Here is a 26,641-nt window from a genome sequence, read left to right as displayed (position 1 = left end):
GCGGCAAGCTGCAAGAAAAAGCGCACCGCGTTCGTCTTTTCGCTTGAAGCTTGTTGCTTGAAGCTGCTATTTGGCCTGTCGGCAGCTCGACCGCTTCGGCTATGATAAGCGCTTTGATTCAGTCGGCCTACCCAGGCCGTGCCCCCCGTATTCAAGGATCCTATGAGCAAGCCCACTGCCGACACCGCTCCCAACGCCGCTGCCAAAGGCGCTCCCGTCATCCCTGCGAACTTCCTGCGCCCGATCGTGCAGGCAGATCTGGACTCGGGCAAGCACAGCAGCATCGTCACCCGTTTCCCGCCAGAGCCCAACGGTTACCTGCACATCGGCCATGCCAAGTCGATCTGCGTGAACTTCGGCCTGGCCCAGGAATTCGGTGGGGCCTGTCACCTGCGTTTCGATGACACCAACCCGGCCAAAGAGGACCAGGAGTACATCGACGCGATCCAGAGCGACATCAAGTGGCTGGGCTTCGAGTGGACCGGCCCGGTGCGCTACGCTTCGCAATACTTCGACCAGTTGCACGACTGGGCTGTCGCGCTGATCAAGGCCGGCAACGCCTACGTCTGCGACCTGACCCCGGAGCAGGCCAAGGAATACCGCGGCAACCTGACCGAGCCTGGCAAGAACAGCCCGTTTCGCGAGCGTTCGGTCGAAGACAACCTCGACCTGTTCGCGCGCATGAAAGCCGGCGAGTTCAAGGACGGCGAGCGCGTGCTGCGGGCCAAGATCGACATGGCCTCGCCGAACATGAACCTGCGCGACCCGATCCTCTACCGTATCCGCCATGCCCATCACCACCAGACCGGTGATGCGTGGTGCATCTACCCCAACTACGACTTCACCCACGGTCAGTCGGACGCCATCGAAGGCATCACTCATTCGATCTGCACCCTGGAGTTCGAAGGCCACCGTCCGCTGTACGAATGGTTCCTCGACAACCTGCCGGTGCCGGCCAAGCCGCGCCAGTACGAGTTCAGCCGCCTGAACCTGAACTACACCATCACCAGCAAGCGCAAGCTCAAGCAACTGGTCGATGAACAGCACGTCAACGGCTGGGACGACCCGCGCATGTCGACCCTGTCGGGCTTCCGTCGTCGTGGCTACACCCCGGCCTCGATCCGCAATTTCTGCGACATGGTCGGCACCAACCGCTCCGACGGTGTGGTCGACATGTCGATGCTCGAATTCAGCATCCGTGACGACCTCGACCGCACCGCGCCACGCGCCATGTGCGTGCTGCGTCCGCTGAAGGTGGTTATCACCAACTACCCTGAAGGCCAGGTCGAGAACCTCGAACTGCCGCGCCACCCCAAAGAAGACATGGGCGTGCGCGCACTGCCGTTCGAGCGCGAGATCTACATCGACCGCGACGACTTCATGGAAGAGCCGCCAAAGGGCTACAAGCGCCTGGAACCTGCCGGTGAAGTGCGCCTGCGCGGCAGCTACGTAATCCGCGCCGACGAGGCGATCAAGGACGCCGATGGCAACATCGTCGAGCTGCGTTGCTCGTACGACCCCGACACCCTGGGCAAGAACCCCGAGGGGCGCAAGGTCAAGGGCGTGATCCACTGGGTCCCGGCCAATGCCAGCGTCGAATGCGAAGTACGCCTGTACGACCGCCTGTTCCGCTCGGCCAACCCCGAGAAGACCGAAGATGGCGGCAACTTCCTTGACAACATCAATCCTGATTCGCTGCAGGTGCTGACCGGTTGTCGTGCGGAACCTTCCCTGGGCCAGGCCCAGCCAGAAGACCGCTTCCAGTTCGAGCGCGAAGGCTACTTCTGCGCCGACCTGAAAGACTCCCAGCCGGGTCGCCCGGTGTTCAACCGCACCGTGACCCTGCGCGATTCGTGGGGCAGCTAAGGAACTCTCGTGCTTACCATCTACAACACGCTCAGCAAGACCAAGGAAGCCTTCAAACCGCTTGAAGGCAACAAGGTGCGGATGTACGTCTGCGGCATGACCGTCTACGACTACTGCCACCTGGGCCACGGGCGCAGCATGGTCGCCTTCGACCTGGTGACCCGCTGGCTGCGTTACAGCGGCTACGACCTGACCTATGTGCGCAACATCACCGACATCGATGACAAGATCATCAACCGGGCCAACGAGAACGGCGAAAGCTTCGACGCCCTGACCGCCCGCATGATCGATGCGATGCATGAAGACGAGCGCCGCCTGAACATCCTGCCGCCGGACCAGGAGCCGCGTGCCACCGACCATATCGCCGGCATGCACGCGATGATCCAGACCCTGATCGACAAGGGCTATGCCTACGCGCCGGGTAACGGCGACGTGTATTACCGGGTCGGCAAGTTCGTCGGCTACGGCAAGCTGTCGCGCAAGAAGATCGAAGACCTGCGCATCGGTGCCCGTATCGAGGTCGACGAAGCCAAGCAGGACCCGCTCGACTTCGTCCTGTGGAAGGGCGTCAAGCCGGGCGAGCCGAGCTGGAAATCGCCCTGGGGCCCGGGCCGTCCGGGCTGGCACATCGAGTGCTCGGTGATGTCCACCTGCTGCCTGGGCGAGAGCTTCGACATCCACGGCGGTGGCAACGACCTGGAGTTCCCGCACCACGAGAACGAAATCGCCCAGAGCGAGGCCGCCACTGGCAAGCAGTACGCCAATTCGTGGATGCACTGCGGGATGATTCGCATCAACGGCGAGAAGATGTCCAAGTCCTTGAACAACTTCTTCACCATTCGCGATGTGCTCGACAAGTATCACCCCGAGGTGGTGCGCTACCTGCTGGTGTCGAGCCACTACCGCAGCTCGATCAACTACTCCGAAGACAGCCTGCGCGAGTCCAAGGGCGCGCTGGAGCGTTTCTACCATGCCTTGCGCGGCCTGCCGCGAGTAGCGGCCGAGGGTGGCGAGGCCTACGTCGAACGCTTCAAAGCGGCGATGAACGACGACTTCGGCACCCCCGAAGCCTGCGCCGTGCTGTTCGACCTGGTGCGCGAGATCAACCGCCTGCGCGACAGCGAGCCACAGGTTGCTGCCGGCCTGGCCGGTCGTCTGCGTGAGCTGGGTGATCTGCTCGGAGTGTTGCAGCTTGAAGCCGATGACTTCCTGCGTGCCGGTGCCGAAGGCAAGGTCGATGCGGCCGAAGTCGAAGCGCTGATCCAGGCGCGCCTGCAAGCGCGCGCCGACAAGAACTGGGCCGAATCCGACCGTATCCGCGACCAGATCACCGCCATGGGCGTGGTCCTGGAAGACGGCAAGGGCGGCACGACCTGGCGCTTGGCTGACTGAGCAATCGCGGGGCAAGCCCGCTCCTACCTGTAGGAGCGGGCTTGCCCCGCGATGAGTCCCTAACTGACCACCCCCGTCCTGCAGCGCAACACCAACCTGGCCCCGCCCAGCTCACTCACCCCCACCTCCAGCTCAAAGCCATGCAAATCGACGATCGCCGCAACGATCGACAAGCCAAGCCCGAACCCCGGGTGGCGCTGGCCTTCCTCGCTGCGATAAAAACGCTTCAACACCGCACCGCGCTCGTCTGCGGGAATCCCCGGGCCGCTGTCATGCACCTCGATCTGCACACTGTCGCCATCGCTCAGTGCTCGCATCAGTACCTGGCCCTGCGCCGGGGTGAACTTGATCGCATTGCCCACAAGGTTGGCCAGCGCCTCGAACAGCAGTTCGCGGTCACCGTGCAAGGCCGGTAGTTGTTCGGGCATCTGCAACTGCAGGTCAATTTCGCCGTCTTCGGCCAGCGGCAAGTAGAAGTCGTGCAGCTCCAGCAGCAGGCCATGGGGGTCCAGCTCGACAAAGCCGGCGCGGCGCTGGCGGTCTTCCAGCTCGCTGATGCGCAGCAGGCCACGAAAGCGCGCCATCAGCGTGTCGGTTTCGCCGATTGCCTGTTCCAGTGCCTCGGCTTGCGGCGAGTCATCGCCGGCCTGCTGGCGAATGCGGTAGAGCTGGGCGCGCAGGCGGGTCAGCGGGGTGCGCAGGTCGTGGGCGATGTTGTCGCACACGCCTTTGACTTCATGCATTAGCCGTTCGATACGGTCGAGCATGGCATTGACGATGGCCGCGAGCATGTCCAGCTCGTCGCGCCGCGCCGACAGCGGCAGGCGCCGGGTCAGGTCACCGGCAACGATCTGCTCGGCGCTGGCCTGGATCGCGCGAATACGCTTGAGCGGCCTGCGGCGCAGCAGGTACCAGCCGGCGATGCCGGGGATGATGGTCAGCGACAGGCCCCAGAGCAGGGCGTGGAGGATGATCCGGGTGACCACGAACAGTGAGCCGTTGTCGCGCACCAGCACCAGCCAGCGGCCATCACGGACCTTGATCGCCACTGCATCGCAGCTGTCGCGGGGCAGGTGCGGGTCGTCGGCGTCCAGGCAGCGGCTGAGCTCGTGGATCTTGCCATCCAGGCCCAGCTCGGGCGGCACCTGGCGAATCTGTCCGCCGAGCGGATTGAACTGGGCATCGAACAGCCCATAGGCATCGAAACTGCGCTCTTCGAAGGCCTGGCTTGCGATCAACGCGTCGTCGAGCTGTTTGCCGCTCATGTGCGCGAACAGGTGCTGGCGCTGCAGCAAGGAGTGGCGGGTGAGCTTGTTCAGGTAGCCTGAGACTTCGAAGTACAGCACCCCCATGAGGATGCTGCTCCAGGCCACGAACAGGAAGCTGTACAGTGCCAGCAAGCGGCTGGTCGACGAGCTCCAGCCCTTAGACGGGTTCGGCAATGGCATAGCCCGAGCCCCGCACAGTGCGAATCAGCGGTGTCTGGCCAGCGGCGTCGATTTTCTTGCGCAAGCGTCCGATGTGCACGTCGATCAGGTTGGTGCCCGGGTCGAAGTGATAGCCCCAGACTTCCTCGAAAATCATCATCCGGGTGATCACCTGGCCGGCATGGCGCATGAGAAACTCCAGCAGCTTGTACTCGGTGGGCAGCAGGTTGAGGGTCTGCTCGCCGCGCTTGGCCTCATGGTTGATCAGGTCCAGCTCGAGGTCAGCGACTTGCAGGCGGGTTTGCGCCAGGGGCACGCTGTTGCGCCGCAGCAGCACCTCGACGCGGGCGGCCATTTCGTCCGAGGCGAAGGGCTTGGTCAGGTAGTCATCACCGCCGGCGCGCAGGCCGCGAACCCGTTCGTCGACATCCGAGAGGGCGCTAATCATCAGGATCGGCGTGGCGATCTTCAGGGTGCGCAGGGTGGTGACGATGGTCAGGCCATCGACTTCCGGCAGCATCCGGTCCAGGGTGATCAGGTCGTAACCACCGGCAATGGCCTTGGCCAGGCCTTCACGACCGTTGTCGGCCCATTCCACTTCCAGGCCATGGCTGGAAAGCTCGGCGACGATTTCCTGGGCGGTGACAGCGTCGTCTTCGATAGTCAGTACGCGGGGCATGCTTTTACCTGGGCGGCGGGTAGAGACTTGATTGTGCCAAAGAATAGGCGGTGCCCGGGTTAAAGAAAAATTCATCTAGGGGGGGAGAGCATCGCGGGGCAAGCCCGCTCCCACAGGTTGGGTGGGAGCGGGCTTGCCCCGCGATGACGGTTCAGCGTATCAGGCGACTTTGACGATCCAGCCCGCCGGGCCTTCGATGTCGCCGCTCTGGATGCCGGTCAGCTCGTTGTAGAGCTTCTGGGTCACCGGGCCGACTTCGGTTTCGCTGTGGAACACGTGCAGCTTGCCGTTGTACTGGATGCCGCCGATCGGGGTGATCACGGCAGCGGTACCACAGGCGCCGGCCTCGATGAAGCGATCGAGCTTGTTGATCTCGACATCGCCTTCGATGACCTTGAGGCCCAGGCGCGATTCGGCCAGTTCCATCAGCGACAGGCGGGTGATGCCTGGCAGCACCGAAGCGGACTTGGGCGTGACGAATTCGTTGTTGGCGGTGATGCCGAAGAAGTTGGCCGAGCCGACTTCCTCGATCTTGCTGTGGGTCAGCGGGTCCAGGTAGATGCAGTCGGCAAAACCGGCCTTCTTGGCTTCATAGCCCGGCTGCAGGCTGGCGGCGTAGTTGCCGCCCACTTTGGCGGCGCCGGTGCCTTGTGGCGCGGCGCGGTCGAAGTCGGAGATCAGGAACTTGTGCGGGGTCATGCCGCCCTTGAAGTACGAACCGACCGGGATGGCGAAGATCGAGAAGATGAACTCCGGCGCGGTACGCACGCCGATGTTGTCACCGGTGCCGATGACGAACGGTCGCAGGTACAGCGCGCCCTTGCCATAGGGCGGAATGAAGCGTTCGTTGGCCTTGACCACCTGCTTGCAGGCGTCGATGAACTGTTCGGTTGGCACCCGCGGCATCAGCAGACGGTCGCAGCTGCGCTGCATGCGCGCGGCGTTCTGGTCCGGGCGGAACAGGTTGATCGAGCCGTCCTTGCAGCGGTAGGCCTTCATCCCCTCGAAGCATTGCTGGCCATAATGCAGCGCGGTGGAACCTTCGCTGATGTGCAGCACGTTGTCTTCGGTCAGGGTGCCGTTATCCCACTCGCCGTTACGGAACACGGACAGGTAGCGCTTGTCGGTCTTGATGTAGTCGAAGCCCAGCTTGTCCCAGTTAATGCTTTCGTTACTCATGGCACCCTCGATTCGGTTACAGACGCCTGCTCGGGCAGGCGGTTCTTATTGCGCACTCGGCCACGATAATACATCCCGTGCAGATCGGGAACGCCCAGTCATGGATTGGACCTTGGTCGCAGTGAAAATCTTGCGCCCGTCCATCGCGTCAGGCGTTGACCACCGGCAAGCCCGGGCGCATTATCAAAGCATGAAGATTTGCCTGCTGACCTCGTCGCGTACCACTACTACCGCCATATGCGGGGTGGGTACGGCTGCTTAACCTAAGGCAGCAGGTAATCCAAGGCCCCGCCAGCAATGGACGGGGCCTTGTCGTTTCTCCGTCCGGGCTGGCCTTTCACGGAGAGATGAAGATGCAAGCAAAACGCGCACTGTTGGTCCTGGATATGCAAGTGGGGTTGTTCCACGGCCCCGAACAGCCCTGGCAGGGTGAGCAGGTGCTGAATCGGGTCAACAGCCTGATCGCTGCGGCCCACGCCGCCCAGGCACCGGTGTTTGCGGTGCGCCATACCGGCCCCGAAGGCTCGCCGATTGCCGTAGACAGCCCCGCGTGGCAGTTGCTGCCGGCGCTGGCGATCGATCCTGCACGCGATAGCGTCTTTAATAAAACCCGTCCCAGTGCTTTCTTTGCCACGTCGCTGGCCGAGCAACTGCGCAAGGCCGCTATCGAAGAGCTGGTCATTGCGGGTCTCAAGACCCAGTACTGCGTCGACACCAATTGCCGGGTCGCCCGCGAGCTGGGCTTTGACGTGGTGCTGGTCAGCGATGCCCACACCTGCATGGACACCCCGGGTCTGTCTGCCGAGGCAATCATCAGCCACCACAACCTGACCCTGGGCGGCGCCTTTGCCCGTCTGCAATCAACTGCAGACGTGCAGTTCTGAGCCTTCGCCCAACTGTAGGTAGCCGTCCAGCGCCAGTTGCTGCATGAATACCTGATCGTGGGACGCCACCAGCAGGGTCCCGCGGTACTGGCGCAGCATGCTTTCCAGGGCGCAGAGGGAGGGCAGGTCGAGGTGGTTGCTCGGCTCGTCGAGCAGTAGCAACTGCGCCGGGCTGTCGCGGTACAGCACCCCGGCCAGCGTCGCCTTGAGCCGTTCACCGCCGCTGAGCACGCCGCTGGGCAAGGTGATGCGCTCAGCACCCAGGCCCAGTTGCGCCAGACGTGTGCGCAGGGTGCTTTCATCCCGATTGCCGGTGGCCTCGCGCAAGTAATCGAGCACTGATTGTTCGGCGGGCAGCAGGCTGCAGTGCTGGTCGAGCAAGGCGGCTTCCCCGTGTACCTCACAGTGACCCGCGATGGGCGCCAATTGACCCGCCAGGACCTTGAGCAACGTTGATTTGCCGCTGCCATTGGCCCCGGTCAGGCCCAGGCGCTCACCGCTGTACAGGCTGGCATTGATCAGCCCTGGGTGTGCATAGGGCAACTGCAGGTCTGTGAGGGCCACCACCTGGCTGCCGATCGGCCGCTGCGGCGCGGGCGCATGGATCACGATCGGGTTGCTGGCTTCGACCTGCTGCGCGGCATCGCGCACTTGTGCATTCAGGGTCTGGCGCGCGCCCTGATGATCACGTTGCTGCTTGCCGGCGGTGGTTTCACTGCGCTCCTGCTTGCGGTCGAGGAGGATCTTCGCCTGGTTGGCCGAGCGCGCGCCTTTGCTGGCACGGGACTGCTGGCGCTCCAGGCGCTCGCGCTGTTGCTGCAGCTCGCGAGCCAGGCGCTGGCGTTCGAGTTTGAGGCGGTCCAGCGTGCGTTCAGCCTGCTCGGTCTCTTCGCTTTTGCGCTGGGCATAAAAGCTGTAACTGCCGCCGTAACTGTTCAGGCCCAGGGCCGAAAGCTCGACGATTCGCTCCATGCGTTCAAGCAGCGCGCGGTCGTGACTGATCACCAGCAAGCCCTTGCTCCAGCCCTCGAGCCAGGTCATCAGCGTCTTGCGGCTGGCGCCGTCCAGGTGGTTGCTGGGCTCGTCGAGGATCAGGTAATCGGCATCACTGACAAAGGCTCCGAGCAGCGCCACACGCATGGCCTGGCCGCCACTGAGGCGGCTTGCCGGCGTGTCCCAACTGAGCTGCGCAAGACCTTGCTGATCAAGCTGTGCTTGCAGGCGTTCGCGAATATCCCAGCGTTCGCCGACGGTATCGAAGTCGGCCGGCTGAGTGCTGCCAGCCTCGATGCGTAGCAGGGCATCGATCACCTCGCCGACCTGGGTCAGGTCCGCCACCGTGGCATCGGCAGCGGCCAGTTGCTGACCCAGATAGTGCACCCGCCCATTGCGCAAACAACGGCCTGCGCTGGGCGCAACACGCCCGGCCAGCAACTGCGCCAGCAGCGACTTGCCCACGCCATTGCGCCCGACCAGGCCGGTGCGGCGCTGGTCGAATGTCTCGACAAGATCGGAAAACAACAGCCTGCCATCGGGCAAGACCAGGGTGACGCAGTCCAGCGTCAGGATTGACGTATTCGTCATGCAAAACTCCACAAAATGCCCGCGACTTCCCCAGGAAAAGGGGCTGAAGACTGGCCGTCGCAAAGACGGCGGCATTAATGGCGCATTGGACGAATACCTCGGGGGAGATGGGGGAGGGGACAGTTTAGGGGGTAGAGAGCTGTAGGTAAAGCTGGGCCTGTCCCGTGATAACGGACGCCAAGAAGCTGGCTATCCAGTCTTCTGCTTCAAGCGTTTGGCATATTCGTTTATGCGTCTGGTTGAAACTTGCGGCGTCCCTTGACTAGGGTCAAACCCGCGAATAATACGAACAAAGGGAATAGTTTCAGATTCAACTCATGCCAGTAGAGGCCGCCTGGCACAAACAGCAACGTAAAGGCAGCTGCCATGAGCGCCAGTCCCAGCCATTTGCGGAGTAAGTAGGGTTTCAGGCAATGATCCATAAATGAAATCAGGATCAGTGCGTAGCACAGTTGGGTAACGTCTGACATGGGCTTTACTCAAGCGTCCTCATCGAATCGGTTGCGCCGAAAGAACAACTCCAGGCCACCAAGAATCGCAAAAAGTGCAATCAGGTGCAGGTCAACGCCGAGCCAGTAGATACCTTCCAGCGTGAATCTACCCAGTAGACCGCCCAGCAATAACGCCAGGCTGAACCATTTTCGGAGTGTGCTGGATTTGAGCAGGCGCTCGATCACAACAAAGATGAAGAAGGCGAGGAAGAGTTGGCTGAATTCTGCCATGTCGTCTTCAGCCTTGATTCTTGATGATCATTGAGGAAGCTGATCGTTGGGGGCCGATACCTCCACTGACGGATGCCTGGATACTGATCATGATGTCGCCGGAATGGTAAATCGGTAGGCGTGGTTCGGCGAGAGAGGCAGCGGCGGATCCAACGAGGGATCCGAAAACAGGCGTTCCCAGCAGAGTGGTGGCGCCCCCAAGGTAGCCTCCGATGACAGCGATAACGTCAATGCGCTGGCTGTTCAGCCTATCAGCCTGCTGACGGCTTAATGACTGGGAGATAGCGATTTTCATCTCGCAAGCTCGAATGCCGGCCTGCATTCTGTCGTAGAGCGCCACGAGCATTTTGTTGACCTGGTAGTGCGCCCCCTTCGCCTCGCCGATATGCAACTCGCGCAGCCGTACGCGATCCTCCGGCATGACCACAATTTGCGAGACATGGAAAACGATGCCGAAGTTGCCGGCGTACTCATAGGTTTTTTCGATCTGCACAACAACCTTCCCTGTGTGATACAGACGCGCCAGGCGCACCTCATCGACGTGCAGGGAAAGATGCCCAAATCAACTTCGGGCGTATGCCGTACCGATCCGACAAGAAGGTAGGACAAATCCCAAATGGGAAATCTCAGCCAACCTGCTCAAACCGACGGCGCTTGAGGAACAGTCCCACCCCCAACGCCACGGCGAAGATCGACAGCAGCCCCAGGTCCGCCCCCAACCAGCGGGTCTGGCTGGCCGCCACGCAGCCGACCGCACCAACCGCCACCAGCACCACGCCCAGCCATTTGCGTAGCGGATAGGGCTTGAGAAAGCGATCGAGCAAAAAGAACAGCACCAGGGCCAAAACCAGCTGGGTAATCTCGGACATGTGCGCCTCCGGTCAGGTCTTGATGATCAGGGTCGAGATGGTGCTCTGCGGGCCGATGCCGCCATTGACCCGTGCCTCGATGCTGACCAGCACGTCGCCGGCATGGTAGGTCGGCAGGATTTCGTTGGCATACATGCGCACTCCTGCACCCACTGGCACGCCCACATAGGGCGAGGCGACGGAGCTGGTGGCGCCGGCGAAGGCGGAGGCTGCGAGGTTGGCGATCTTGGTGCGCTGGGCGTTGAGCACGTCGCCCTGCTGGCGGGTCAGTGGCTTGGAGATACCGATCATCATGGTGCACGGCAGGTTCTTGGCGAGCATCTTGTCGTAGACCTCGACCACCTTGCTGTTGACCTCGTAGTGGGCGCTTTTCGCTTCGCCAAAATGCAGCTCGCGCAGGCGCCCGCGTTCGCTGTCGGTGAGGGTTATCTGCGAGACGTTGAAGACGATCCCGTGTTGGCCCATGTATTGGAAAGTCCCTTCGAACTTCATTGCACGCATCCTTTCGAGGCAAAGGCGGCGATTCTGTACAAGGATCGCCGTGGGTGCAAATCATTCCGCCAGGGGCTGTGATCTACGGCTCATTGGCGACCAGGCGGCGAGTATCTTCGTCGATCAGTGCGCGCAGGGCCTGGAACAGCGGGTTGGTGCTGGTGTACTTGCGCCCGTAATCGAGATTGAAGGTGTAGTCGAAGTCGGCCGGGTTGGCGCCCTGGGTGTGTTGCAGCAGGGTTTCGAGTTTATCGAGCGCCTTGACCGCCAAGGCTTCGTCGCTGCTGGCGTGTTCGTATTCTTCCCACAAGGCCAGGATCTCGCTTTGCAGCCCAGGATCCAGCGAGCGGGTCAGCTCCAGCAGGTCGGCGCGTTCCTGCTCGCTCTTGTCTGGATGGGCCGCCTGGCTGACCGCCGGGATGTCGCCGTGCAGGGCTTCGCCCAGGTCGTGAATGACGCAGAGCTTGAGGACCTTGAGCATATCCAGCGCCGGCAACTGGTCGGCAAAGACGATGGCCATCAGGCACAGGCGCCAGCTGTGTTCGGCGGTGCTTTCGGTGCGGCCACTGGAGGTGTGGGCACTGCGCAGTACATCCTTGAGTTTCTCGGCCTCGCGCAGGAATGCCAGGCGGCCCGTGAGAGTGCTGCTCATGGGAGTGTCGATCCAGGTGGTGGGCATGCAGCAAAGCCTAGGCCGGCGGGCGCCATACCTCCATGGATAAAAAATCCGGGTGGTGTCAGAGCGTTTCCACCAGCCGCGCGGCGCTGCCGTCGGAGAGGGTGATGCGGGTCCAGCGGCACAGGCTCTGGGTGATGGGGACGATCAACGAGTCGTTGCTGCCACTGGAGAATTCCACTGCCGATGGTGCCAGCACTTCGCGCCAGCCGAGGCTGTCGAGGGCGGCTTCCTTGTTGACGATCTCTGCGCTGCAGTAACGCCACAGGGAACGGCCGAGCAATTGGCTCAGCGGGATGCTGAACTGGGCCGCGCGGGCAGGGGAACAGGCCAGCAGGCGGTGACTGAGGTCGCAGACCAGGTGCACGGGGCGCGGGCTGTCGCTGACCAGGCGGGCCAGGGCCTGCTCGGCGGGGGCGTCAAGGCGTGCGGCGAGCCGGGTTTCGATCAGCACGCGTTCGCTGGGCTCCATGGCCTGGCTGCCGTTTTCCCAGCGCGAGACGGTTGACTGCGCCACGCCAAACAGCTGCGCGGCATGGGCCTGCTTGATGCGGTTCAGCAGGCGCCAGCGTCGCAGGGCGACGCCGAGTTGGGCGGGTTTGAGTGGAGTGTCGAGCATGGGCGAAGTGTGCCAGCCCACACGTGGAGGTTGCAAATCCGTTCGGCTGGACCTGTGGGAGCAACTGTCTTGATGAAAATCTAAAAAGCTTGCGCGATCTCTGTGGGAGCGGGCTTGCCCCGCGATAGCATTCTGGAAGCCACATCGCAATCGCGGGGCAAGCCCGCTCCCACAATGAGGCCTTTGCATGGACCATAGAATCTCCCACAGGTCCTGCGTCCACCGGCTTACTTCACCGTCTGCAAGCGCAGATCGTGATAGGAAAACGCGTTCTTGTCGGTACTGGCACTGAAGAAATAGCCATAGTCTTGCAGGTAGAACAGGTGGTCGACGCGCTGGTACTTGTCACCTACCAGACTACAGTCCAGCGCCTTGGCGTTGCCGCTCAAGCTGGCGTGCAGCGTACTGGCCGGCACTTGTTGCATCACCGTGCATTCGGTGATTTTCAGTTCTTTGCCGTACTCGCCGAGCACATTGTTCTGGGTCGCTCCTTGCTGCGTGTAACCAAGCTTGCTGCCTACGGCCATGGTCTTCCAATCGCCCTTGAAGCTCAGGCTGGTCAACGCGCTGCTTTCGTTCATGACGGTATAGTCGGTCTTGCTCACCAGAGGAATGAGGCCGCGCCAGGTCACCTTTTGCACTTCGTAGCTGCTGCCGCGCTGAATCACCAGCAGTTGCTGGCTGTTGCCATCAATCGACAGGAAGTGCTCCTCGTGCATGGACGAGCTTCTGCCCTTCATGGTCGAGGTGCCAACGGCTTCCAGGTACTTGAGTGACTGCACGGGCTTGGGCAGTTGCAGGCGCTCGAGAGCGACCATCACCGACGGGCTGACCGGCGGCAACGTGCCGGTGGCAGTCGGTGCCTTCGGGCGCGTGGCGAAGGGGGCCAACTGCGCGACCTTATCCGCTGCCCCACAGGCCAGGGCAAAGAGCGCCTGGTAGTCGGCGTTGCTGCCGGCCACAGGTTCGGGCTTGGGCAGCGACGGAACCCTACCGTCGGTCACCCGGTTGTTGCCATCGACATCGTAGCCGGCCAGCAAGGTGTCGGTACCGGCGCTGCAATTGAAGCGGTGATGCTCGCGCTTCTGTGCATAGGGTGCGTTGTACGGCAGGTCTATGAGGATGCTCGGCTGGTCGAAGGCCGCCCACAGGCTGACGTCGTTGCCCATCTTGCGAATGCTGTTGCGGTCGACCAGCACCCACGGCTCGCCTTCTTCCCCTTTGAGCTTGCGCCAGTCAGGCTTGGGCTGGGTCTTGCAGGCCGCAGCAAAGCTTGGGTTCTTCAGCAGAGCGGCGTGGAAGCGACCCGGCATCGGCTGTGGCGGGGCATAGCCGTTGGGGCTCTGGAAGTAGGTGCGCTGGTCGGCATCCAGGTACATGATCGCAATGTTCGGCTCAACGCACGAGGCTTCAAGCTGGAAGCTGCGTTCGCTGAGGCCGTTGCTGGCCGGTACGCTGACCTGGAAGTTCAACACATCGCCTTCGCGAAACAGGCTGGCGGCCGACAGCGGCTGGGTCAGCATGGTGCCTATGTACTGGTCGACCTCTTCTTTGGAAAGCGTTGCACAACCGACGAGGGTGGCAGTGCACAGGGCAGTGAGGATCAGGCGTTGCACAACAGTCTCCGGTGAGTCCATTCAAAGGGCTGGCATTGTAGCGAATCCCCTGGCCGGTGCCTTGGGCAATTGACGTTTGTGCAGGGTCTTGTCGTAGGCATTGATGATGGTGCTGGCGATGGCTTCACTGACCTGTTCGCCTTGCAGGAAAGCATCGATCTGCGCATAGCTGACGCCGTAGACCTGCTCGTCGGCCAGGCCCGGGCGCAGCTCTTCGAGGTCGGCGGTGGGCAGCTTGTGCACCAGGTGCTCGGGGGCCCCCAGTGCGGCGGCGATGGCCCGCACCTGGCCCTTGCACAACCCGGTAAGGGGCGCCAGGTCGCAGGCGCCGTCGCCGAACTTGGTGAAGAAGCCCATTACCGCCTCGGCAGCATGATCGGTACCGATCACCAGGCCGTTACGGGCATTGGCCAGGGTGTACTGGGCCAACATGCGCATCCGTGCCTTGACGTTGCCGAGGACAAAATCCCGTTGCCCGTCGGCCAGCTCGGCCAACTGCGGCACTTGCCCGGCAAGGCCGTTGACGCCGTCGGCGATGTTCACCGTGACGCATTCATCCGCGCCGACAAAGGCCAGCGCCGCCTGGGCATCGGCCTCGTCGTGCTGATTGTTGTGGGGCAGACGCATGGCGATGAAGCGGTAGCTTGGGTCGTTGTGCTCGCTGCGCAGTGCTTGAACCGCCAACTGCGCCAGGCGCCCGGCGGTGGAGGAGTCGACGCCGCCGCTGATGCCCAACACCAGCACCTTCAGACGGGCGTCGAGCAGGGTCTGTTTGATGAACTCGATGCGCTGGCGGATCTCTTCCACTACTGCAGCGCTATCTGCAAAGGGCGCTACCACGCCCAGGGCCTTGGCAATCTCGATCTGACGACTGTTCATGTGCTGCTCCTTTATTGGCCTTGGACCTTGAACACGTGTTTGAGGTAGCTGACGAAGTTGTCGTCGCGGCATTGGGTCTTGCCCGGGCTGTCGGAAATCTTCGCCACCGGTGCGCCGTTGCAGGCGGTCATCTTGATCACGATGTTCATCGGCTCAACACCGGGAATGTCGCAGGTCAGGTTGGTGCCGATGCCGAAGCTGACGTTGATCCGTGGGCTGAGCTCGCGGTACAGGTGCAGGGTCTTGGCGAAGTTCAGGCCGTCGGAGAACACCAGGGTTTTGCTCTTCGGGTCGATGCCCAGTTTTTCGTAGTGGGCGATGGCCTTGTTGGCCCAGAGCAGCGGGTCGCCGGAGTCGTGGCGCAGGCCGTCGAACAGCTTGGCGAAGTACAGGTCGCAGTCCTTGAGGAAGGCGTCCATGCCGATGCAATCGGTCAGGGCGATACCCAGCAGGCCGCGGTATTCCTTGACCCAGCATTCCAGCGCGGCAACCTGGCTGTCGATCAGCCGTGGCCCCAGTTGTTGGTGGGCCATGAACCACTCGTGGGCCATGGTGCCGATCGGCTTGATGTCCAGCTCGCGGGCCAGGTGCACATTGCTGGTACCGACAAAACGCCCGGGGAAGTCCTGCTTGAGGGTGTGTACCACGTGCTCCTGGACGCGGTAGGAGAAGCGCCGGCGGGTGCCGAAATCAGCCAGTTGCAGGCCGGCCAGTTCCGCCGGCGAGGCCTCGGCCTTGAGCCAGTCGAGTTTTTCGTACAGGCGCTCGCCGACCTGCTCCATCACCACGTCACGGTAGCGGTAGCGGTTGCGTACTTCCGAGACGATCGCCAGCAGCGGGATCTCGTAAAGAATCACGTGCAGCCACGGCCCGCGCAGGCGGATTGCCAGTTGCCCGGCGTCATCGATGCCAACGTGGACGTAGCGCAGGTTGAAGCGGAACAGGCTGAGGAAGCGGATGAAGTCCGGCTTGATGAAGGGGATGCGCCCCAGGTAAGCCAATTGGTCCTGAGTGATCGACACTTCGGCCAACTGCTCGATCTGATAGCGGATCTCGGCCAGGTACGGGGTCAGGTCTTCGCTGTTGCGGCAGCGGAACTCCCATTCCACCTCGGCGTTGGGGTAGTTGTGCAGCACCGCCTGCATCATGGTGATCTTGTAGAAGTCGGTGTCCAGCAGGTTCTGGATGATGTTTGGACCGAAGACGCTCTCGCTCATGTTCATGCTCCCTTGAATGCGTTCAGTTGCTGGTCGAGGCTGGCGAGGTCGGCGCAGGCGATCACGCCTTGCCCGGTCATCTCGGCCATTGCCGCCGCGCCGCCCTGGGCAGAAATCGCCCGGCAGGCCGGTTGGTAGAGAAACACTTGGAACCCTGCTGCCTGCAATTGCAGGGCGGTGGTCCTGACGCAGAAATCCAGGGCCAGGCCGCCGACGATCACCGCGCCCACGCCTTGCACCTTGAGGTACTCGATGACCCCGGTGGAGCGACGGTTGGCCAGGTCGTGGTAGCAGGCGCCGTAGGGGTGCAGGTCAGGCTCGATGCCTTTCCAGACGAAGAAGTCGTAGTCGATCGGCGCGGGCAGGCCCGGCAGCAGTTCGAAGCCTGGGGTGCCCGGCACGCAGTGGCTGACCCAGGTCAGGTCGGCGTTGGCCATGTCCAGCGGCTGCAGCATTTCGCTGTGGCTAGCCACCACCCAGGCGGCTTTGGGTGTATGCGCATCCTTGCTGCCGATGCGCAGGCTGGCCCGCTCGGCCATGGCGTTGAGGGCCGGGGCGATCTCGGCGCCGCCGGGGACGGGCAACTCGTCGGGGGCGTTGTCGGTGAAGCCGTTCTGGGCGTCGACATCGAAGCTGGCGATTTTCATGGGGTGGCTCCTGCGCTTGGTGTGGACATATAATTCACTAGGTGTAATATGTGTGTCAACTGATTTTTCTTTTCCAGAAAAGGCCATGGTGGATATAGTATGGATAGTGAAATATATGAGTCGGGCCCGGCACGGTTTCGCCTGGCGGTCTACGGCGGAGCTTTCGACCCGCCGCATCCCGGGCATTTGAGCGTGATCACCCGGGCGCTGCAGTGGGCCGACCAGGTGGTCGTGGTGCCCAGTTACCGGCACGCCCATGGCAAGCGCATGGTTGACTTCGATTTGCGTTGCCGCTGGCTGCAGCGGTTGATCGCGCGCATCGGTAGCGAACGGGTCAGTTGCTCGGCCGTGGAGCGCGAGCTGGGCGGCGAGGGCGGGGCGGTGTACACCTATGACCTGCTGTGCGCGTTGAGCGAACGCAGCGGTATTGCCCGCGCAGATATCGCTCTGGTCATCGGCGAAGACAACCAGGCCAATGTCGCGGGTTTCCATCGTGGCCAGGAATTGCTGGACGACTTCGGCCTGTTGGTGGCCCAAGAGCAACTGGGCGTGCACAGCTCGGCGATCCGTGCCGGCCTGCGCAGTGGCCAGGCGCTGCCGGCGGCCTGGTGCCTGCCCGACATCGTTGAAGAGTTTGAGGTGTATAGGAGTCCACAGTGAGTGCTGCAGAAGTACTGGCCAGCGTCGACATCGTCGCGCTGCGCCTGAACCCCGAGAGCAAGCAGTTGCAAGTGCTGTTGTACCGGCGCGAGCGCGCACCCCACGAAGGTGAATGGGCGCTGCCGGGAGTGATCGTCAATGGCCGCACCCCGGACAACACCCTGGCGGCCGCGGCTGACCGGGCAATGAGCGAAAAAGCGCGGATCTTGCCGCGGCACCTGGAGCAAGTCGGCACTGAAGGCAACGCCTTTCGCGACCCGCGCGGCTGGTCGATGAGCACCTACTACCTGGCCTTGCTCGGCCCGCAGGTCGAGGCCGGCAGCGAGCAGCTGTGCTTTGTCGACGTCGCCAGCGTCATCGGCCGCAAGCAGGTGTTGCCGTTCGACCATAACCTGCTGGTGCAACTGGCCTGCGAGCGCCTGGCGTCCAAGGCGGTTTACACTAACCTGCCGCTGTACCTGGCGCCGGAGCGCTTCACCGTGCTCGATGCCTTGAATGCGGTGCAGGCCTGTTTGGGTCACCCCGTCAACAACACCTCCCTGCGCAAGCGCCTGGAGCGCATGAAGGACGAGGGCTGGATTCGCGACACCGGCGAAAAGAACTTCCCGAAAATGGGCCGGCCCCAGCAACTGTTCGAGCACACGCCCAAAGCCGAGACACCCTTCGTGTTTGACCGTAGTCTGTTGCCCGAGCGCTCGGGTACCTGAGCCAGCACACCATAAGGACTGCACATGCCGAATCTGGAATGGCTTGAACAACACATGCAGCACTGCGACACCTTCGCTGAGCGGCTGTATCGGCAATTCAGCTATGAATACGCCGATATCTCGCTCCAAGAGTGGCAGCGCGAGTTTGCCGAGGGCCAGCGCAACGGTGACTGGCAATGCCTGATCGCCCTGCAAGACGGCCGCTTGCTCGGTGGCGCGGTGCTGGCCCGCGATGACCTGCCCGGGCGCCCGGAGCTAGGGCCCTGGCTTGCGTGTGTGCTGGTCGAGCCGCAAGCGCGCGGTCAGGGGCTGGCAGAAAAGCTGATCGAAGGAATCTGCCAGCAAGCCCGGGAGCGCGGTGTGGCCACCTTGTACCTGCACACCCACGACCAGAGCGCGTACTACGCCAAACGCGGCTGGAGCGTGCGCGAGCAGTTCCGGGCATGGGGCAAGGCGCAGTGGTTGATGTCGCGGGAGTTGCTTGGGCAGTAGGCCCTCTGAGTTGCTGTTCTCAGAAAAGGTGAAGGACCTGTGGGAGCGGGCTTGCCCCGCGATGCGATGTGCCTGACATCATGCTATCGCGGGTTAAGCCCGCTCCTACCGTGTGGGGGTTGCGGTAGAATCCATGCAAGAGACCCAGCAAGGACCGCCGATGAACATCTTCAAAACGCTACTCGATTCATTGAAAAAACCAGCGCCCCCGCAAGACCCAGCCATCACCCCAGCTGAAGCCGACAACCAGGCCGCCAGGCAAGCCGGCGAAGCCTGCCTGGACCGTCACTGGAGCAGCGTCGGTACTGTGGAAAACGATGTCCTGGCCTACCTCATCAGCCCGAGCTTTTCCGGTGGCCCACACTGGCCTTCGACCCGTCAGGCCTACCGGGTGGTGCGCCGTGGCGACTCGATTATCCTGGCCACCGAAGGCCTGTCTGACCCCTTCGACGATGACGAAGGGCAGGGTAATGGTTTCGAGATGGAGCTGTTTGTTGAAACAGCGGACATCCCCGAGCATGCCCGTGGGCCACTGGGTGAGGTTGACCCGTTCAAGCGCAGCTGGGCATTCGAGTTGATCGAGAACGTTGCCAAGACCGTGGCCGATGCCGGTGGCATCACTCCGCAGCTGGAAAGGTACGGTGCGTTGTCGCTGGAGCTGCCTGGCTTTAGCGAGTCCCACCACATCAGCAGCCAGGTTCCCGCGCAGTTCGTCACCGAGGACGACTGCATCGGCGTGCTGCTGGGTGGCCTGGTGCCAGACTTCCCGATCCGTTTGGACGGCATGCCGCTGTCGCCGGTGACCCTGGTGCCGGTGGTGTTGATCACCGCGGCCGAGCTTGAATACATCCGCGCAGGCGGCGGCGCGGCCCGCAGTGATCTGGTAAGCCGATTGCAAGCGGCCGGTGTGGGGCATGTCAGCAGCCTGCAGCGCGCCAGCGTGGTGTGATGTGTGGCCTCAACACAGCTCCCTTGTGGGAGCGGGCTGATGCCTGTCAGCCGCCGCGCTGCTCGGCAAACCACTGCATCACCCGCGCACACGCCGGGTGCCCGGCCCCGGCGGCCTGCAGGCACAAGGAATAGACCCCGCCGGTTTTCAGCGGCTGCCCGAACGGCACGATCAGTACGCCGCGATCGATCGATTCGGCAGCCAGGGTCAGGTCGGTCATCGCCACCCCCAAGCCCCGCGCCGCCGCATCCAGCGCCAGTTCATCGAGGTTGAACGGGATGTGCCGATAGTCCTCCCGCGGCTTGCCACCTCGCGCCGCCAGCCATTGGCTCCAGGTCTGCTGGTCGGTGGAGCCGTGCAACAGGGCAAAACGCACCAGGTCCGCCTCTGAATCCAGCCCGAGCCCGGGCGTGCACACTGGTACCAGGGTTTCCTCGAACAGCGTCGAGCAGGCCGAGTTCTGGGAGGGTTCGGGCAGGTAGGCGATGTAGGCGTCGCTGTCGCTGGCCGGTTCCACCCGCTCTGTGGCCACAGTCTCGATCGATAGCGAGATGTCCGGGTGCAAGCGGTAGAACTCGCTGAGCTTGGGCAGCAACCAGCGTACCGCCAGCGACACATGCATGCGGATGCGGAACGGGCGCTGTTGCGGTGACAGGCGCTCTTGGAGGGTGTGCAGTTGTTCGAAAATGCTCCGTGCGCTGGCCAGCACCTGTTCGCCTTCAGCCGTGAGCTGCAGGCTGCGGCTGCTGCGCACGAACATGGCCACGCCAAAATGGCTCTCCAGCAACTGGATCTTGCGGCTCACCGCGCTCTGGGTCAGGCACAGGGAGTGCGCGGCCTGGGTGAAGCTGCCGGCGTCGGCGACTTCAACCAGTGCCTGCAGGGCTTGCAGCGAAGGCAGGTGGCGAATTTTATCCATGCGTTTTTCGAATGCCCCGATGAATTTATAACGTTGGTTGAATCAGTAAAGACCTTTTAGATTCTGGCTGTGGCAACCGCCAACAGCATAAAACGTCCATGCGCTGTGTGCATACAGGTCGAGAGGTGATGCATGAAAAACCAATGTGGCTGGATTGCCCTGGCGGACAATTCGCCGGTACGGGCCCGGCTGAACGGCGCTGAAAAAGCCGACTGGCTGGTGATCGGCGGCGGTATCACCGGGCTTAGTGCCGCCCATACCCTGGCGCACATGCACCCGCAGGCGCGCATCGTGGTGGTCGATCGCCAGAGCGCTGCGCAAGGCGCGTCGGCGCGCAATTCCGGTTTTGTCGTCGCTCATGAACACCCGGCGGACAACGAGCTGCTGGGGCACGCGGGCTTTGCCGACTACGAAACCGATACCGCCATCGGCCAGGCTGCCAGCAATGAAGTGCGTGAGCGCATCATGCGCCACGACATCGACTGCGAGTTTCGCGACGATGGCTATTTTTTTGCGGTCAACGACCCGGACAAGCTCAGCCACGTCGAAGCCAAGCTTGCGACCTTGAGTGCCGTTGGCGCCCAAGCGCAGTTCCTGCAAGGGGCAGCCTTGCAGCACAAGCTTGGCACCAGCCACTATCAGGCAGCGATCTGGTGCGGTAACGGCAATGCTTTGCTGCAACCGGCCAAGTACGTGAAGGGCTTGCTCGATGCCTTGCCCGCCAGCATTACCCTCTATGAGCACACCGCTATCAGCAGCCTGGAGCACCTGGGGCAGGGCCGCGTGCGTGCCAACTGCGCGGGCGGCAGCATCGAGGCCGGGCAGGTGCTGGTGTGTCTGAATGCCTTTATCCCCCGGGCGGGTATCGAGCACAGCGGCACGTTCGCGATGGAGTTGAGCGCCAGCCTCACCCGGCCCATGACCGACGCCGAGTTCAGTGCCATCGGCAACGTCGAGCCCTGGGGCGTGCTCTCCACCCGGCCGTTGGGCGCCACGGTGCGGCTGACCCCGGACCGTCGGGTGATGATCCGCAACACCGCCGAGTACCGCGCCCATGACCTGTCCCTGGCCGACCTGCAACACCGCCAGCGCCACCACCTGCGCGGCTTGCAGCGGCGTTTCCCGTGGTTCAGCGCAGACGACATCCAGTTCACCTGGACGGGCCACCTCAGCGCCTCGCGCTCCGGCCAGCCGTACTTTGCCAAGGTCGAGGAGGGGATCTTTGCCGTGGCCGGTTGCAACGGCTCCGGGGTTGCCCGCGGCACCTTGTGGGGGCGTTTGCTGGCGGAGTTTGCCAGCGGTGCCAGCTCGCCGCTGCTGAGTTCGGTCATGGCCCGCGCACAACCTGGCTGGCTGCCGCCCAAACCGCTGCTCGATATCGGTGCCATGCTGCGTATGCGCGTGGAGGCGCTGCGAGCCAGGACTGAAATCTAGAACACCGTCTGTGCCAACAAGAACAAAGCTCCTTCGAAAGGTGAATGATCATGCAATTCAAAACGCTGCCCCTGGTTGCCTTGCTTGCGACGTTTTCCGCCGCGTCCCACGCCGTGGAAGAAGTGAACATCTCCAACTGGAACGGCTACATCGCCGACGACACCTTGCCCAGTTTCACCAAGGCCACCGGCATCAAGGCGACCTACGACATTCATGACAGCAACGAGGTGCTGGAATCCAAGTTGATGACCGGCAACACCGGCTATGACGTGGTCAGCCCGTCCAACCACTTCATGTCGCGGCTGATCAAGGCCGGGGCCATCCAGCCGCTGGACAAGAGCCAGTTGCCCAACTGGAAGAACCTCGACCCGCTGTTGATGAAAAAGCTCGAGGTCAACGACCCCGGCAACCAGTACGGCTTCCCCTACATGTGGGGCACCGCCGGCATCGGCTACAACGTCGAGAAGATCAAGGCGATCTTCGGTAGCACCGACGTCACCCGCTCGTGGAAGCTGTTCTTTGAAGAAGAGAACATCAAGAAACTCAGCCAGTGCGGCGTGGCAATCATCGACAACCCGACGCAGATCCTGCCGATCACCCTCAACTACCTGGGCCTGCCGCACCATAGCCATAAGCCTGCGGACTACAAGCAGGCCGAACAGGCGTTGCTGAAAATCCGCCCTTACGTGCAGTACTTCCACGCCTCCAAGTACATCAGCGACCTGGCCAATGGCAACGTCTGTGCGGTGATCGGTTTCAACGGCGACGTGGTCCAGGCTGCGGCCAGCGCCAGGGAAGCCAACAACGGTATCGAGATCGCCTACTCGATCCCGGAGGAGGGCTCGACCCTGTGGATGGACATGCTGGTCATCCCCAAAAGCGCGCCCCATGAGAAGAACGCTTACGCCTACCTCAACTACCTGCTTAGCCCACAAGTGATCGCCAACATCAGCAACAGCATCCACTACGCCAACCCCAACAGCGCTGCGGGCCCGTTCCTGTCGCCGGCGGTAAAGGACGATGCGGCAATCTACCCGCCCAAGCAGGTGATGGAAAAACTCTTCACCGTCGAAGACCTGCCGCCGGCCATCGCCCGCCTGAGCACGCGGCTGTGGACCAAGCTCAAGTCCAACACCTGAGCATGCGTCAAGGCCCCCGTATGGCTCGCGCCGACGAGTGGTGGCCATTTGTCACCCCGGACAATTGACAGCGTTTTTACCGTGGCTAAGATCCACTGGCAGCACATCACTGTGCTGCTCTGCCATGGAGGCACTGTCATGTCCGGATTCACGGATGTCTCACGTCTGTGCTGCGCCGCCCGGCGCTCATCCTGTCTATCCCCGTCGCCTCGATACCTGCTGGCTGCCTGCGGCGCGCCCTGAGCTGCGCTTGTTGATGCGTTGAACCCTTGCCTTTGTAATCCGGTGCACTGTCTGCTGCTGTCGGTTGCGTGTGCCCGGGCTTGACCACAGTCAAAATGGAGACTGGAAATGACCGAAGCCAATAAGCCAACGGACCCTGGTACTGCTTCTGGCGGCAGGATCTACGAGCGTCTGGACCGATTGTTCAGTGAGGAGGGCATCGCCATTCCCGGCGATGGTGCGGTGCTGGAGCTGGTTGCCCTGGGTGAGCACACGCTCAAATACCACCAGATGGTCAACCCGCCGTCGCAGCTGGCGATGGCCAGTGACAGCGTGCCACGCGAGCGATTCGAAGGCGGTGAGCACACAGCTATTGGTGACAGTGCAACGCTGTACTTTTCTGCCAGCGACAGCGGTACCCCAGCCTGGGAAGTGGAGCTGGACCTGCCGAACGGCCTGGCCCTGACCTATGGCCAGATCGTCGCCCTGGGCGGTGACTTCTACGGCGATCCGGACCGGCCGATTTCCGACGGTGGCACTGTCAGCGAGCGCATGCAGCGCTTTACCGCCGCCTTCAACTCGTTGGCCAGCTTGCCGGCCTCCAAGAGCGAAGCCGAGAAGATCCTGGCAGTGATGCAGGAAGAAATCCAAGCGGCCAACCAGGCGATCAACAACGGCGTGCAACCGCATGAAGCCTACGACAAGCTCGGTGATGAGCTGTCAGCCAAGTGGAACCGTATCACCGGTGGCGGCAGTATCTTTACCCCGTGGGTGCCGCTGGGCCGCTACCTGAAACTGGCGGCGACCAACTGGGACCATTTTGGCACCTGGGCAGTGGCCGCTTACAAGGCCGGTCACGCTGTGGCGCTGCAGCAGGCGGCCAAGGCGCACCGCAGCGGGCAGCGCAAGGACCTGGAACTGGCCTATGCGATGAACGCATTCGCCGACCACTTCCTCTCGGACCTGTTTTCCGGCGGCCACCTGCGCACGCCGCGCAAGCAATTGTACGAAAAAGTCACCCCCAGCGACGTCGGTTCGCTGCTGTCGCGCTACATGCATGATGAAGACTGCGAGTTCGGCCTCAATGTGTTCAATGCCATGGATGAAAGCTGGCATGCCTATGGCGACAAGCGCTATTTCGACACTGTGGACGTAGCCAACCGCAACCATGTCAACGCCGTGGTGCAGACATCGGTGGATGAAGTGTTCCAGAGCTTTAGCGATGGCACCGTGCCGTCTGAGGAGGCGTTTGAAGCCTTGCTCTGGTTACCCGATCTCAAGCAACTGCAAAACCACTTGAGCAACGTCAACTATTCGGCACTGTTCGTCGCGCAGAACAATACCGTGCTGCGCCGTCAGGACATCAACAACCTCAATGATCGCAATTGGACTGACAACTGGTGGGGCACCACCACCCTGGCCTTGCTGAAAAAGGACTATGACCCCAAACCACCTGCCGGTTACCTCAACCCACCGCTGCAAGCGCCGACGATCCAGGCCAATGGCTGGCAAAGCCACCAACCGAGCCCGCCGAACTGGGTGGATGGCAAGGCGGTGCGTTACGCCTTCAGCTTCACCAACGGCTTGAACGAGTCCTACACCGGGCCCTGGTCGAGCTACGTCACCCTCGAGGGCAGCTACCACCCGACCCTCAACGTGCCCCTCGACGCCACGGGCAAATCCACCGGGCGCAACATCTTCCGCCAGTTCCGTGGCAGCGCGCCAGCCTTGGTCGGCAGCCTGGGCAGCACACAAACCTCGTTCATCGACCAGCAGAACTGACAAGGAGTCCCAGCATGTCTATCACCATCACGCTAAACCTGGCCTCGGGTGATTCGGCCAAGGGTATGGTCCTGGAGCTGTTGTCCGATGGCCTGCCGGTGGCGCGCGCCAAGGTCGACGACCAGGGCAATGCGCTGTTCCATCCTGCCAGTACCGCCGGGCGCCTGGCAGTGCGGGTCGATCGTTCGGACTTGAACAGGGAGCATTCAGTATGAGCAACGTTTCAGTCGTGCCAATCGTCGATACCTCGGCCAGCATGAGCGCCTATGGCTATGTGGCGCAGACGGTGATCGATACCAAAGCGTTCTTGCGCCTGCTCAAGCCCGGAGACAAGCTGGCGGTGGTGGCTTATGACAGCAACGCGCGCAATGTCTACACCGGTAACGGCGGCCTGGCCACGGTCGATCCGGCGTTGAGCGTGACCGCCAGTGCGGCGGTAGCGGTCGGCGGCCTCAACTTCGATGGCAATTCCACCGCAATTGGCCGCGGCCTGCTGCAGAGTCGCAGCTTTCTTGATAACGCCAGCGAACCGCGTGCTGGCGTGCTGCTGACCGACGGGTTCCAGAACGACGGGCCGCTGCCGCTGGATGTCTTGCCCAAGTACCGGATCATGACATGTGCCATGGGGCAGCTATCGGATCAGGATCTGCTCCAGGAGATCGCTCGGCGCACGGGTGGCACTTATTTCTTTGCGCCGCGCGCCGCCGACATGATGAAGGTCTACAACACCATCCGCGCCACCACGGCGTCGGCAGCGCTGCTGGCCAATCAGCTCATCGATATTCCGCTTAACGACTACCAGTTGATCCCCGCCGTGGTTTCCCAGGGGCCGGGTGGTGCGCAGATTTCTGCGGTGTGGTCCAACACCGAGGTGAGTTACACCCGAGGCAGCCCATCGGGTAATCAGCTGTCGGTCACCCTGGTCGATCCCACAGGCAGCACCAGTGCGCTGAACCCGACCATCATCGGCGACGGTTTTGTCATCTACAACGTCGATAACCCGGCGCCTGGGCAGTGGTACATCCAGCTTGAGTTCGCTGGCAGCGGGCAGGCCATCAACTGTACCGGCGGGGCGTTGCAGTATCGGTCGTCGGCACGCAGCAATGGCGCCAGCCTGCAATTGAGCGTCGAACTCCCTTCGTTGCACCGGGTTCGCCAGCCATTGCCGTTGAAGGTGCACCTGGATGCGGGGGGCGAAGTGTTGAGTAATGTGCGGGGGTACGCGATCGTGCAGCGACCGACGATCAGCATCGCCGACGCGCTGCACAAGTACGACGACCAACTGGGCGCTGTGCAGCCGCACGCACTTGATCTGGCCCGTGGGATTTCGCAGCCCATGGCCAGGCTGGCGGCCCTGCGTCAGACCTTGCTGCCGGAGCTGGACATTCTCGCCCATCAACAGAGCGTGGTGCACTTCAACACGGCAACCCATCAGTTCGGCGTGCAACTCGACACACCGGTCGCGGGGTCGTACAGCGTGCAGGTAGTAGTCAGTGGCGAAAGCCAGGCATCGGGGCCGTTCCAGCGCTGTGGCCTGGTCAGTGTGCTGGTGAGCGACCAGCGTTTGTGAGTATGACGCTGCCCTGCAA

The 26,641-nt window shown here is 62.4% G+C and carries 28 protein-coding genes; 12 read left to right on the top strand and 16 right to left on the bottom strand.

Annotation, left to right across the window (positions count from 1 at the left end; translation table 11 throughout):
• Positions 1-162 precede the first annotated feature (162 nt).
• Positions 163-1,866, top strand: a complete 1,704-nt coding sequence (locus tag EXN22_RS18340; RefSeq protein ID WP_130265402.1) for a glutamine--tRNA ligase/YqeY domain fusion protein — start codon at positions 163-165, stop codon at positions 1,864-1,866.
• A gap of 9 nt (positions 1,867-1,875) precedes the next feature.
• On the top strand, positions 1,876-3,258 hold the full coding sequence (gene cysS, locus EXN22_RS18335) for a cysteine--tRNA ligase (RefSeq protein WP_130265401.1): 1,383 nt from the start codon (positions 1,876-1,878) through the stop codon (positions 3,256-3,258).
• Positions 3,259-3,317: 59 nt separating this feature from the next.
• Here cysS and EXN22_RS18330 read toward each other — a convergent pair whose 3' ends face one another.
• From EXN22_RS18330 to EXN22_RS18320, 3 genes are all read right to left on the bottom strand, one after another.
• On the bottom strand, positions 3,318-4,706 hold the full coding sequence (locus EXN22_RS18330; RefSeq protein WP_130265400.1) for a sensor histidine kinase: 1,389 nt from the start codon (positions 4,704-4,706) through the stop codon (positions 3,318-3,320).
• Positions 4,684-5,364: a response regulator transcription factor gene (locus EXN22_RS18325; protein ID WP_130265399.1), complete on the bottom strand. Its 681-nt coding sequence runs from the start codon at positions 5,362-5,364 to the stop codon at positions 4,684-4,686. The genes EXN22_RS18330 and EXN22_RS18325 overlap by 23 nt, the downstream gene beginning before the upstream one ends.
• A gap of 159 nt (positions 5,365-5,523) precedes the next feature.
• Complete coding sequence (locus EXN22_RS18320; protein WP_130265398.1) at positions 5,524-6,543, bottom strand: branched-chain amino acid aminotransferase; 1,020 nt, start codon at positions 6,541-6,543, stop codon at positions 5,524-5,526.
• A 353-nt stretch (positions 6,544-6,896) separates the two neighbouring features.
• Here EXN22_RS18320 and EXN22_RS18315 point away from each other — a divergent pair, with 353 nt between their 5' ends.
• Positions 6,897-7,427, top strand: a complete 531-nt coding sequence (locus tag EXN22_RS18315; RefSeq protein ID WP_130265397.1) for a cysteine hydrolase family protein — start codon at positions 6,897-6,899, stop codon at positions 7,425-7,427.
• Here the strand turns inward: EXN22_RS18315 and EXN22_RS18310 are convergent.
• The 12 genes from EXN22_RS18310 to EXN22_RS18255 all read right to left on the bottom strand — a co-directional run bounded on the left by EXN22_RS18310 (position 7,404) and on the right by EXN22_RS18255 (position 16,748).
• A complete protein-coding gene (locus tag EXN22_RS18310; protein ID WP_130265396.1) occupies positions 7,404-9,011 on the bottom strand; it encodes an ABC-F family ATP-binding cassette domain-containing protein in 1,608 nt (535 codons plus the stop codon). The genes EXN22_RS18315 and EXN22_RS18310 overlap by 24 nt on opposite strands.
• A gap of 227 nt (positions 9,012-9,238) precedes the next feature.
• Positions 9,239-9,481 carry a hypothetical protein gene (locus EXN22_RS18305; protein WP_130265395.1) on the bottom strand — a complete coding sequence of 81 codons (243 nt, stop codon included), beginning with the start codon at positions 9,479-9,481 and terminating at the stop codon, positions 9,239-9,241.
• A 9-nt stretch (positions 9,482-9,490) separates the two neighbouring features.
• On the bottom strand, positions 9,491-9,733 hold the full coding sequence (locus tag EXN22_RS18300; RefSeq protein ID WP_130265394.1) for a hypothetical protein: 243 nt from the start codon (positions 9,731-9,733) through the stop codon (positions 9,491-9,493).
• A gap of 7 nt (positions 9,734-9,740) precedes the next feature.
• A complete protein-coding gene (locus tag EXN22_RS18295) occupies positions 9,741-10,226 on the bottom strand; it encodes a hypothetical protein (protein WP_130265393.1) in 486 nt (161 codons plus the stop codon).
• A 133-nt stretch (positions 10,227-10,359) separates the two neighbouring features.
• The gene (locus EXN22_RS18290; RefSeq protein ID WP_130265392.1) at positions 10,360-10,602 is read right to left on the bottom strand and encodes a hypothetical protein; all 243 of its coding nucleotides are present in this window, start codon (positions 10,600-10,602) and stop codon (positions 10,360-10,362) included.
• 12 nt (positions 10,603-10,614) lie between these two features.
• Positions 10,615-11,094 carry a hypothetical protein gene (locus tag EXN22_RS18285; RefSeq protein ID WP_115086215.1) on the bottom strand — a complete coding sequence of 160 codons (480 nt, stop codon included), beginning with the start codon at positions 11,092-11,094 and terminating at the stop codon, positions 10,615-10,617.
• A gap of 82 nt (positions 11,095-11,176) precedes the next feature.
• The gene (locus EXN22_RS18280; protein ID WP_130265391.1) at positions 11,177-11,746 is read right to left on the bottom strand and encodes an HD domain-containing protein; all 570 of its coding nucleotides are present in this window, start codon (positions 11,744-11,746) and stop codon (positions 11,177-11,179) included.
• Positions 11,747-11,831: 85 nt separating this feature from the next.
• Positions 11,832-12,389 (bottom strand): helix-turn-helix domain-containing protein, encoded by a 558-nt coding sequence (locus EXN22_RS18275; protein WP_130265390.1) that lies wholly within the window; start codon positions 12,387-12,389, stop codon positions 11,832-11,834.
• 227 nt (positions 12,390-12,616) lie between these two features.
• On the bottom strand, positions 12,617-14,005 hold the full coding sequence (locus tag EXN22_RS18270; RefSeq protein WP_130265389.1) for a hypothetical protein: 1,389 nt from the start codon (positions 14,003-14,005) through the stop codon (positions 12,617-12,619).
• A 21-nt stretch (positions 14,006-14,026) separates the two neighbouring features.
• Entirely contained in the window at positions 14,027-14,884 is an 858-nt protein-coding gene (gene nadE / locus EXN22_RS18265) for an ammonia-dependent NAD(+) synthetase (RefSeq protein ID WP_130265388.1), read from the bottom strand.
• 11 nt (positions 14,885-14,895) lie between these two features.
• Positions 14,896-16,101: a nicotinate phosphoribosyltransferase gene (gene pncB, locus EXN22_RS18260; protein WP_130265387.1), complete on the bottom strand. Its 1,206-nt coding sequence runs from the start codon at positions 16,099-16,101 to the stop codon at positions 14,896-14,898.
• A 2-nt stretch (positions 16,102-16,103) separates the two neighbouring features.
• The gene (locus EXN22_RS18255) at positions 16,104-16,748 is read right to left on the bottom strand and encodes a nicotinamidase (RefSeq protein WP_130265386.1); all 645 of its coding nucleotides are present in this window, start codon (positions 16,746-16,748) and stop codon (positions 16,104-16,106) included.
• A gap of 99 nt (positions 16,749-16,847) precedes the next feature.
• Between EXN22_RS18255 and EXN22_RS18250 the strand changes: the two genes are divergently transcribed.
• The 4 genes from EXN22_RS18250 (at position 16,848) to EXN22_RS18235 (ending at position 19,556) form a co-directional block, all read left to right on the top strand.
• Complete coding sequence (locus EXN22_RS18250) at positions 16,848-17,408, top strand: adenylyltransferase/cytidyltransferase family protein (protein WP_130265385.1); 561 nt, start codon at positions 16,848-16,850, stop codon at positions 17,406-17,408.
• Positions 17,405-18,115, top strand: a complete 711-nt coding sequence (locus EXN22_RS18245) for an NrtR DNA-binding winged helix domain-containing protein (RefSeq protein ID WP_130265384.1) — start codon at positions 17,405-17,407, stop codon at positions 18,113-18,115. Before EXN22_RS18250 ends, EXN22_RS18245 begins: the two co-directional genes overlap by 4 nt.
• Before the next feature lie 24 nt (positions 18,116-18,139).
• Positions 18,140-18,607 (top strand): GNAT family N-acetyltransferase, encoded by a 468-nt coding sequence (locus EXN22_RS18240; RefSeq protein ID WP_130265383.1) that lies wholly within the window; start codon positions 18,140-18,142, stop codon positions 18,605-18,607.
• A 160-nt stretch (positions 18,608-18,767) separates the two neighbouring features.
• On the top strand, positions 18,768-19,556 hold the full coding sequence (locus EXN22_RS18235) for a suppressor of fused domain protein (RefSeq protein ID WP_130265382.1): 789 nt from the start codon (positions 18,768-18,770) through the stop codon (positions 19,554-19,556).
• A gap of 46 nt (positions 19,557-19,602) precedes the next feature.
• Here the strand turns inward: EXN22_RS18235 and EXN22_RS18230 are convergent, their stop codons facing one another.
• Positions 19,603-20,475 carry a LysR substrate-binding domain-containing protein gene (locus tag EXN22_RS18230; RefSeq protein ID WP_130265381.1) on the bottom strand — a complete coding sequence of 291 codons (873 nt, stop codon included), beginning with the start codon at positions 20,473-20,475 and terminating at the stop codon, positions 19,603-19,605.
• A gap of 132 nt (positions 20,476-20,607) precedes the next feature.
• On the opposite strand from EXN22_RS18230, the gene EXN22_RS18225 reads away from it, so the two are divergent.
• From EXN22_RS18225 to EXN22_RS18205, 5 genes are all read left to right on the top strand, one after another.
• Complete coding sequence (locus tag EXN22_RS18225; protein WP_130265380.1) at positions 20,608-21,909, top strand: NAD(P)/FAD-dependent oxidoreductase; 1,302 nt, start codon at positions 20,608-20,610, stop codon at positions 21,907-21,909.
• A 50-nt stretch (positions 21,910-21,959) separates the two neighbouring features.
• Positions 21,960-23,048 (top strand): polyamine ABC transporter substrate-binding protein, encoded by a 1,089-nt coding sequence (locus tag EXN22_RS18220; RefSeq protein WP_130265379.1) that lies wholly within the window; start codon positions 21,960-21,962, stop codon positions 23,046-23,048.
• A 351-nt stretch (positions 23,049-23,399) separates the two neighbouring features.
• Positions 23,400-25,052 carry a phospholipase gene (locus tag EXN22_RS18215; protein ID WP_130265378.1) on the top strand — a complete coding sequence of 551 codons (1,653 nt, stop codon included), beginning with the start codon at positions 23,400-23,402 and terminating at the stop codon, positions 25,050-25,052.
• A gap of 14 nt (positions 25,053-25,066) precedes the next feature.
• Positions 25,067-25,267, top strand: a complete 201-nt coding sequence (locus EXN22_RS18210; RefSeq protein ID WP_130265377.1) for a hypothetical protein — start codon at positions 25,067-25,069, stop codon at positions 25,265-25,267.
• A complete protein-coding gene (locus EXN22_RS18205) occupies positions 25,264-26,622 on the top strand; it encodes a vWA domain-containing protein (RefSeq protein ID WP_130265376.1) in 1,359 nt (452 codons plus the stop codon). The genes EXN22_RS18210 and EXN22_RS18205 overlap by 4 nt, the downstream gene beginning before the upstream one ends.
• The last annotated feature ends 19 nt before the right edge of the window (positions 26,623-26,641 follow it).

Origin of the sequence: Pseudomonas tructae (assembly GCF_004214895.1) — a bacterium.
Taxonomy (GTDB): Bacteria; Pseudomonadota; Gammaproteobacteria; order Pseudomonadales; family Pseudomonadaceae; genus Aquipseudomonas; species Aquipseudomonas tructae.
Note: the sequence above shows the minus strand (reverse complement) of the source record. Positions and strands in the feature narration are given on the sequence as shown.